Source organism: Microcystis sp. M_QC_C_20170808_M3Col (genome assembly GCF_007095505.1).
Taxonomy (GTDB): domain Bacteria; phylum Cyanobacteriota; class Cyanobacteriia; order Cyanobacteriales; family Microcystaceae; genus Microcystis.
Genome location: NZ_SFBY01000281.1, coordinates 1 through 9,382 on the forward strand (window position 1 = coordinate 1; position 9,382 = coordinate 9,382).

The 9,382-nt window shown below is 44.4% G+C and carries 5 protein-coding genes and 1 tRNA gene; 2 read left to right on the forward strand and 4 right to left on the reverse strand.

What is annotated here, in order from left to right; genetic code table 11:
• Positions 1-237: 237 nt before the first annotated feature.
• Positions 238-2,484, reverse strand: coding sequence for a hypothetical protein (locus EWV84_RS12670; RefSeq protein WP_287078268.1), 2,247 nt, complete (start codon positions 2,482-2,484; stop codon positions 238-240).
• The gene (locus EWV84_RS12675; RefSeq protein ID WP_287078269.1) at positions 2,481-3,422 is read right to left on the reverse strand and encodes a homogentisate phytyltransferase; all 942 of its coding nucleotides are present in this window, start codon (positions 3,420-3,422) and stop codon (positions 2,481-2,483) included. The genes EWV84_RS12670 and EWV84_RS12675 overlap by 4 nt, the downstream gene beginning before the upstream one ends.
• Positions 3,423-3,661: 239 nt before the next feature.
• Here EWV84_RS12675 and EWV84_RS12680 point away from each other — a divergent pair.
• Positions 3,662-3,748: transfer RNA gene (locus EWV84_RS12680), tRNA-Ser, on the forward strand.
• A 107-nt stretch (positions 3,749-3,855) separates the two neighbouring features.
• Here EWV84_RS12680 and EWV84_RS12685 read toward each other — a convergent pair.
• On the reverse strand, positions 3,856-4,518 hold the full coding sequence (locus EWV84_RS12685) for a class I SAM-dependent methyltransferase (protein WP_287078271.1): 663 nt from the start codon (positions 4,516-4,518) through the stop codon (positions 3,856-3,858).
• Between the two features lie 106 nt (positions 4,519-4,624).
• On the opposite strand from EWV84_RS12685, the gene EWV84_RS12690 reads away from it, so the two are divergent.
• Positions 4,625-7,738 (forward strand): hybrid sensor histidine kinase/response regulator, encoded by a 3,114-nt coding sequence (locus tag EWV84_RS12690; RefSeq protein WP_287078272.1) that lies wholly within the window; start codon positions 4,625-4,627, stop codon positions 7,736-7,738.
• A gap of 13 nt (positions 7,739-7,751) precedes the next feature.
• Here the strand turns inward: EWV84_RS12690 and EWV84_RS12695 are convergent, their stop codons facing one another.
• Positions 7,752-8,495 carry a class I SAM-dependent methyltransferase gene (locus tag EWV84_RS12695; RefSeq protein ID WP_416361034.1) on the reverse strand — a complete coding sequence of 248 codons (744 nt, stop codon included), beginning with the start codon at positions 8,493-8,495 and terminating at the stop codon, positions 7,752-7,754.
• Positions 8,496-9,382: the final 887 nt, after the last annotated feature.

The window sequence follows — 9,382 nt, forward strand, 5'->3', positions numbered from 1 at the left end:
TACTCTATATACTCACTTCTCTGCGATGCAGTCGCACTCGCGGGAGCGCATTTTGTAGCTTGCTTAAAGCTTTGTTTCTGTCTGTATCACTTGTTACTTTTTAAAATGAGAATTGCTGTACCTAAGGTATCATAGTTAGAATGTAGGGTGCGCTCTTCGATAGTGTAACGCCGAGCGTGGGGTGGGGATTGTTGATTTTGGTTTTTTAACAGAATTGGGAGTCGCAAACACGCACCTCTACTCTTGAAAATTCATCTCTTTTAATCTAACTGCACCGTCGATAATTGAGATTTCCTGGGAGCCAATTTGCACGATCGCATCTAATCCCTTGTCGATAATTTTAACTGCTGGGGGACGACTTTTCTGGACGGTCATCACCAGAAAAAATTCCTCGCTGCCCGTGGCTAAAATGCGCTCACCTGTATTAGTTTTCTCGACTTTTAAAGTCACGGGAGTGATAAAAGTTCCCTGCATATTTGCCCGATTTTGAGTGATAGTAAAACTATTTTTTCCGAGAGTGACATTTCCCTGTGTATTCATCACCCAAGTTTTATTAATAAATTCTGGTTGATCGACTTTACCTAATAATTTATCCATCAAGACGAATAATCCGGGGGAACCGGAGGACAGACTGTAATCGACGGCGAAAGAGCGAACTAGAGCAACTTCTACGGGTTTATTAGCTCCTTTAACCCTAATTTTATCAGTTTTTAACGTAATTACTCCCGAACCATCGGGACTAGATTGAAAAGATATCGGTTTTGCCTGGCTCCAAGGCAGTGTTTTCGGGAAAATAACCGTATTTTCTGAGTTCCAGTCGCCTTTTGATCTCTCAAAACTCGCCCAATGTCCTCCTAATCCCCAAATTCTTACACTAGCGACATCAGGAAAAGACCATCCTCCCACAAAAGGTTGCTGTTTGAGATAGATACTAGCGACAAAATCCTCTTCATTTTGCCACCGATTACGAAAAGCATAAAATCCCTTTTGTTGATCAACTAAAACCCGGGAAAGTTGGCGATCAGGATTTTCGGGAGTAAGATTAGATGGATAAGCAGCGAGAAGAAAAGGGACAATATGAGGATAATGGGGGTGAAAAAGTTGTTTTTCTTGACCTTGTAATCGCCATTTTAGCGCTGGCAGCCATAATTTATCGGTAATTCCCAATCCGATAGTTAATAAAGACACTCCTAAAAAAGTCTGATGTCTGCCATAAGCAGGAATCAATAATTGACCATTTTTAGGGACAATTCTGGTTAAATAATGGGGGATCAATTGGGCTGCCGAGGAACCAGTTACTAAGTCTAATCCGAGACTATTTCGATACCCTTGCAGAAAAGGAAAAACAGCGATAACCATGGGTTCGGTGCTGTATAAATCTCCTTCCGTGCCAAATCCTCGATCGCCGATAGCTGTGGTAAAATAGCGTTCGATGTGACGTTTGGCCATTTCCACCTGTGCAGAGGGATAATAGAGAGAATCGGGCGGTAAATCTTCCTTGAGAATCGCTAAACTAGCTAATCCTGCCGCACCTCTGGCCCGCGCATTCCAGTTACTAACTGCCTCTCCATTCCATCCATCTTTGGGTGAACCACCTTTGAGAAGTTTTTTACTTTCACTAAATAACCAGCCAGTAATTTCCCGTTGGCGCTTTTCTCCCCAAAAATCATAACAAAGATCGTAGGCGAGAGCGACTCCGGCGACAATTGGAGATTGTTCTAAGACTCTCCTTCCCCGATTTTTACGGGTTTTTTCGAGAATTTCCCAGGCGGTTTCTGCTGATTTTCTATCTTGATTTAAAATCGCTAAAAAACAATGACCTGTGGCATGATAACCCCCATTAGGAACATAACCATCGTAATAAATTTTTTGCTGTAAACTGTTGTTTAATTGGGCGATAATAGTTTGACCGATGGGAGTTTTCGCTTTTTCTCTGAGATTAGTTAATTCTGACTTGCGAAAGATTAAGCGGGGATGTTCTCGCGGTTGTAGGGGTTGGTGATTAGGGACAGGATTAGGCCATAAAGGGGAAATTGTACCATTAACTGTGTTTTGTAGTCTTCTTCCCCCTAAAGTACCTTGATAACTGCCGATAAGTTGGTCTTGGTAGGGGACAATTTCGATATTATAGATAGCTTCCCTGACTTCCGCTTGCCAAGGGTGAGTTTGAATGTTCATTTTCACCTGTAATCGCCAAGCATTGTCTAATTTAATCGTTTTTACCGTACCTTGGTGATCCACTTCTTTATTGAATTTGGGCGCGTATCCCCACACCGAAGGCTGACAAACAGATCGATCGCAGCTTAAATCTAGGGTAAGATTTTGATAAACGGGTTGATCTTGCCACAGTTTCCAAACGCCATTTTTTAGGGTTAAACGAAGGTTGCCGGTTAATAATTGCGGATCGATGGTTTCTTGACTAGGTGCGCTTGTACCACCTAGCAAAAGTAAGGGAATGGCCGCTAAAAAAGGAGATATTTTCATATCAAACAAGCCAGGGGGAATATAATGTATTCTAAAAAGAATAATTTCCAAATAAATTGGTAAAATCGGCTGATTTCGCTTTTATCTTCTAAATTTACCTTGCGACTACGCCACCAAAGAAGAAGAAGTAGGAGCAGATGGGCGACAATGGCCAGAGGAGAATTAATTCCCGTTATCCCCAAGAGACCGACGGCAATCATCCCTGCATAACATAGAGAAATTGTCAATAGAGAAATTGTTAAGATTTTTTCAGGGCCGAGCAGCAGGGTAAAAGTGGTAATCTGGTAAATGCGATCGCCTTCTAGGTCAGGAACATCCTTGAAAATAGCGATCGCAACGGTGAAAACAAGAACAAAAGCTGTTAAAACCCAGACTGAGGGATAGATAGACTGATTTTGATTAATAACTGTGTTGTAGTGGCGAAAAAGACCTAAATTGACGATAACACCCCGGACGGTAAAAATACAGAAGGCTGCCCAGAGAGGAAAGCGTTTTAACCGCACTGGTGGCAAGGAATAGGCAGTACCGATGAGTAAACTAATCCCCACGGTGATTAACAGCCAAAAACCACCGATAAAAGCCAGTATAATTGCTAAAATAGCCGTAAAACCCACGATCAACCCTCCTGTTAACCGAGAAAATTCGCCCTTTGCTAGGGGAAGATGAGGTTTATTGATTTTATCGATGTCGATGTCTTCCAACTGATTTAAACCGACGATATAGACATTACCCGCAAGACAAGCGACCCAAGTGAGCAATAAAACCGACCAATGGCTAAAAAAATCGCTAATATTGCCCAAAGCAATTAAATACAGACTTAAAACACTGAAAGAAGTGCCGATAATCGTATGGGGACGGGAAAATTTCCAGAGACTCCCTAACCGGTGGAGAAAGTTAGGCTGGGGATGGTTAACTGGAAGAAAAGGGGCTTGATGCATCAGACCTCTTGTAAAAATCAAAAATTGTCGTGGTTGGTGAGGAGTCAGTAGTCGGTCGTCAGGAGAATTAAGAATGAATAATAATCAATTAAATGGTTTATTTGGATATTTTATGCCACTTAATCCTTATTTTTGACGTTTTTAAACCCTCAAAAATCAATTATGCAAGAGGTTTATCAAAAAAAATCAATCCGAGGACAAGTAATCTGTTAAAATGATAATCCGGACTCAAACCCTGTGGAGAGGTGGCAGAGTGGTTGAATGCGGCAGACTCGAAATCTGCTTTAGGGTCACACCTAACGTGGGTTCAAATCCCACCCTCTCCGTTGAACTGATAGATAACTTAGTGCTGTCGTTAAGGAGCTTAAGGGATGTAGCGTTGTCCTGGGTGGTTTCCGCAAGAGCAAAAGCTTTTCTACTCTCCCCAACTTCTTCACCGTTTCATGGCCAGGGTCAAACCATCACCAATAGGAATAATACTGATATTTACCCGTTCATCCTGCTGAATTTTGGCATTAAGGGAACGGATAATGTTGGTGCGATTATCAGTGCTATCGGCCGTCGCTACCCGTCCCGACCAAAAAACATTATCGATAGCGATAATTCCGCCATTTCTGACCAATTGTAACGCCCGTTCGTAGTAGGCATCATAATTACTTTTATCGGCATCGATAAAGACAAAATCAAAACTATTACTTTCTCCCCCGGCGATTAATTGATCTAAAGTCTCCAGGGCCGGGGCAATTCTTAAATCGATTTTATCGGCGACACCGGCCTGCTGCCAATAACGGCGGGCTATACTGGTATATTCTTCCCTTAGGTCACAGGCGATCAGCTTGCCTTCTGGGGGTAAAGCTAAGGCCACCACTAGAGAACTATAACCGGTAAAAACCCCTATTTCTAGGGTTTTTTTCGCCCCGATCGCCTGTACCAAAAAAGCCATAAACTGACCTTGTTCGGGGGCAATCTGCATGACTGCCAGGGGTTGAGAGGCAGTTTCTTGACGTAATTGAGCTAAAATAGGAGGTTCTCGCAGACAGATAGATTGATAATAGGAATAAAATTGTCGATCGAGTCCAAGAGTTTGATTAGCCATAAAAAAATTGCTAGTGGATAGAGTTATCGAGTAAGATTCTAGGTAATCTGAAGCTGAAGAGAGCGTATTGGTTGACCAAAAAGGAAGACTTGGCAGGAAGCAAATCATGATGAAACCCGACTCGGATCATCTCTTTAACGAGGATCTCGAACAGCTGTTAGAGAGTTTAGAAGACAAAGACGCCGACGGTGACGAGGCTCTAGATGAACTCGGCTTTTTATTCGAGCAGAGTTCTTCTCTGGTGGCCAGAGCCGGGGCCTATCTTGGGCAAACCCCGTCTTCCTTGACCTCGGAAAGGGAATTAGAGGAACTTTTTGGCGATAGTATCAATTGGGAAGAATCCGCCACTAATGATCTTTATTATACCCCCGGACCGGCTCCCAAGTTAGAACTGGAAGATGGGGATGATCTCGAATCTCTGCTGCTAGAAAATGCGGTGGTCTTGGACTCAGAAGCAATTATAGCCATCGGCAACCCCAATTTTTACGACAGCCTCGAAGACTTAGAAGCTTTTCTGAAAAAACCCACGCCACCGGCGCAACCGCCACTACCAGACATCTTTGAATCCCTAGAGGCCTTCCTCTGGGAATCCCCAGCAGTGGACCCGGTGGCTGCGGTGGAACCGCTGCAAGGGTTAGAATCACGGGAAATTGCCCCAGAAAGCCTCCTAGAGGATGAATTCAAGGATTTAGAAAAACTCCTCGAAGAAACCAATCAGGTGATGGCAGCAAATCCGGCGGTCAGCGTCAGTCCACCAGTCCGGTCAAAAAACCTGCGTCCCCTTGTCAGTAAAGCTTTTGAACAGACGATGCGGGTGCCGATCAAACAATTGGATAACCTCAGCAATCTGATCGGGGAACTGGTGGTTAAACGCAATCGCCTTGAAGAGGAACAGGATCGCCTGCGTCTCTTTTTAGATAATTTGCTAACCTGCGTCCAACATCTGGGTGATGTGGGCAGTCGGATGCAGGATCTCTATGAAAGAAGCCTCCTAGAAGGGGCTTTACTGGCTAGTCGCAATTCCGGTGGTGCCATCGGTGACGGTAGAGTTCAGGGAGAAAATCAGGGGGATTCGGCCACGGCTGGCGAACTAGATGCCCTAGAGATCGACCGTTTTACCGATTTCCATTTATTATCCCAAGAGATGATCGAATTGATCGTACGAGTGCGAGAATCGGGCTCTGATCTTCAATTTGTCGTCGATGAAACCGATCAGGTGACGCGCAGTCTGCGACAGGCCACCACCCAACTACAGGAAGGGATGACCAAATCGCGCATGGTTCCCTTTAGTCAAGCCGCCGATCGCCTACCCCGGGCAATTCGCGATATTTCCCTGAAACTTGATAAACAAGCCGAATTAAAAGTGGAAGGGGGTGATGTTCTCATCGATAAGATGATCCTCGAACATCTCAATAGTCCCATGACCCATCTGGTCAACAATGCGATCACCCACGGCATTGAATCACCCCAAGAACGCATGGACAAAGGGAAACCTGCCCTCGGGACCATCTCTGTCCGGGCATTCCTACAGGGGAATCAAACCGTGATCACCGTTGGTGATGATGGGGCCGGTATTGATGCTGATCAGGTGAAACGCAAGGCGATCGAAAAAGGCCTGATCGGCGATCGGGAAGCTGAACACCTCAGTCCCCAAGAAGTCTATGAACTCCTCTTTCACCCCGGTTTTAGTACCAAAGATCAGGCCGATGATTTTGCCGGTCGTGGGGTGGGTTTAGATGTGGTGCAGACCAGTTTAATCGATGTGCGCGGGACCGTTACTATTGACTCGGTACTGGGCAAAGGAAGCACTTTTACCATCCGTTTACCCCTAACCCTGAGTATCTGTAAGGCCCTGTGTTGTGTGAGTAATCATGCGCGCATCGGGTTCTCCATGGACGGAGTGGAAGATATGAAGGATTTCCGGTCCAGGGATATCCAAATGGATAGGGAGGGACGGCGCTGCGTTTTCTGGCAAAATACTTTACTACCCTTCCAACCCTTAAGCGAATTGCTTTCCTACAATCGGCAACTAAGTCGCGGTAGTTTTTACACTGGCAAACAGGAGGAAGACTCTTTTTCGATCGTGATCCTGCGCGGTGGTAATAATCTCCTCGCAGTACAGGTGGATCAAGTGATCGGTGAACTGGAAATCGTCATCAAACAGATCGAAGGACCGATTCCGAAAACGGCTGGGATTGCTGGGGCGACGGTTTTGGGCGATGGTACGGTGATGCCGATCGGCGATGTGTTAGAGTTAATCGACATCGCCAGGGGTCGTCTGCGTACCGATAACGGTGGTCTTTGGCGCCAACCTGCCCCCCCCGTAGCGGCGGAAACTAGCCAAAAATCGGGGGCTATGGTTCTGATTGTCGATGATTCGATTACTGTCCGGGGATTGCTCTCTTTAAGCTTTAGTAAAGCCGGTTATCGTGTGGAACAGGCCCGGGATGGTCAAGAAGCTTGGGAAAAATTACGCGGCGGTTTGCCCTGTGATATCGTTTTCTGCGATATCGAGATGCCCCGCATGAATGGCCTAGAATTACTGTATAATTTGCAAAAAGACCCCCGATTAGCGTCCATTCCCGTGGCTTTATTGACTTCCCAAGGAGGGAAACGTCATCGTCAGGTGGCGGCGACATTAGGAGCTAGTGGTTATTTTACCAAGCCCTACACGGAAAGAGATTTACTCTCGGCGGCTGAAAGAATGATTGCGGGGGAAGTGTTACTAGCTAATAGTATTAAAGCGACTCGTAATCAGCCTTTATCCCCCGATGCAACGATTATTGACAGTAATCCCGCTAATTTCTTGGCACAATCGACTCATCGGGTCTTGATTGTCGATGATTCGGTAACGGCGCGGGAAATTTTAGCGATTTCTTTGGTTAAAGCTGGTTATCGCATTGAAAAGGCCCGAGACGGTTTAGAAGCATGGGAAAAATTACGGGCTGGATTAGCTTGTGATCTGATTCTCTGCGATCTCGAAATGCCTCGCCTGAATGGGTTAGAATTGCTCTCTCGTCTGCAAGAGGATGAACAACTTCAGGGGATACCAGTAGCGATGATTACCTCGCGAGGGTCGCAAAAAATGCAGCATCTCGCCGCTGCTAAAGGGGCAAAAGGTTATTTTGTCAAGCCCTATATTGAGGATGTTTTACTGTCGGCAGCCCAACGTTTAATCGCTGGTGAGGTGTTAATCCAAAAAGAAAGTCCTGCGGATTAGCTTGGGTAACTTGCTAATTTGAATTTGTTTTCTGGAAAATCATTAAATGTTGTTGGGGCAAAGTCTCGATGATTTCTTCTGGCACTAAACCGAGAGCGGACATTTCTTTTTCTACCTGTCTGCGGGTCATTTTATGAAGGGCCTTGATGGGAATCAGGGGATTTTCACGACGGTATTCTACTAATACCACCCTACCATCGGGTTTTAAGGATTTGACCAGATTCTCCATCATCTCGCGGGGACAGGAAAACTCGTGATAAGCATCGACCATTAAAGCTAAATCGATCACATTTATAGGCAATTTGGGATCGGTTTCTGTAGCGAGAATTGTGGTGACATTCTTCACTTGATTTTCCTCGGCCAAAAAATCAATTGCCCCTAACATTTCCGGTTGCACATCGACGGCGAAAACTTGTTCTACTAAATTCGCCATAGGAAAACTAAAATAACCTGTCCCCGCGCCGATATCTGCCACTAGGTCTGTGGGTTTTAAATGTAGTGCGGTGATCAGATCATCGGGTTTTTCCGTGAAACGGCGACTAGGACGTTCTAACCATAACATTTCTTGGTGTCCCATGACTTTAGCGATTTCCCGTCCTAGATAAAATTTACCGATACCATCGCGACTATGAAGCGATCGAATCTGATAATATTCCTCTGGCGCTAAAACTGAAGCATCGTAGGTAAAATTTAATAATCCTAAAGTACAGCCAAGCAGCATTAGGCAGGTGACGATAATAAGAGTTCGTTTGATCATCATGAGAAACCCAGTGGGGTATCATTGAAATTAGGTGCAGATCATTGGACAAAAACATCTTAACAGAAACACCTAATCAATCTATAATACATCGGATACGCATAAGCTTTATTGTATTTAAACTGCGTATTGGATATTTTAGTACAAATGATCAAACTCTCTCTCGCTGCTCCCTTCTCTCCTGCAATCTTAACGAGTAATTTAGATAGTCAACAGCTTATCGATTAAAGGTCTTCGTCACCCGATTCAGCAAGAGATGATGATTATAGCAGTTATCTTAATGGTGAGGTATGAGGTTTTCGTTTTGGGGAGACGGTCGCCAGGAGACGATGCCCTATCAGGTTATACTTCATCTTGATCAGAAACGCTGTAATCAGGGCGAGGGTTTTTGCTTGTTGTAGCCACTGCTCGTCAATTTACTTGACAATTCTGGTAGTTTTTGATAATATTTTGCTAAAATGTCTGTGGTTTTCTCCCAGCTAGGGGACGGTTTATATCGAGGATTATCCTAATGTAAGCAATCTTCTCGGCTTTCCGGAAAACATGGCCGATTAACCTGAAATTTATGGGCATCTTAGATGATCAATCTTGATGGGAAGTGATTTTGTATTTTTTTGACATTTTAACCTTTTGATTTTATTGTCCTCACCAAAATTTTTTTGTCTATCCTAAAACCAGAAAGAAAGTCATCAAATAAATAACCACTAAGTAGGTAGGTGTTAAAAATTGTCAGATACCCCCCTTATTAAGGGGGGATTAAGGAGGGTTTGGGTAGGGTTGATTCATTTAAATTAAGTACAGCGGATTTTGAGTCAATAAATTTGACTGAAGATTCTCAAGTTTATCTTTCTCTAACCAAAACGGTTAGTCACAATAACTAATCTTTA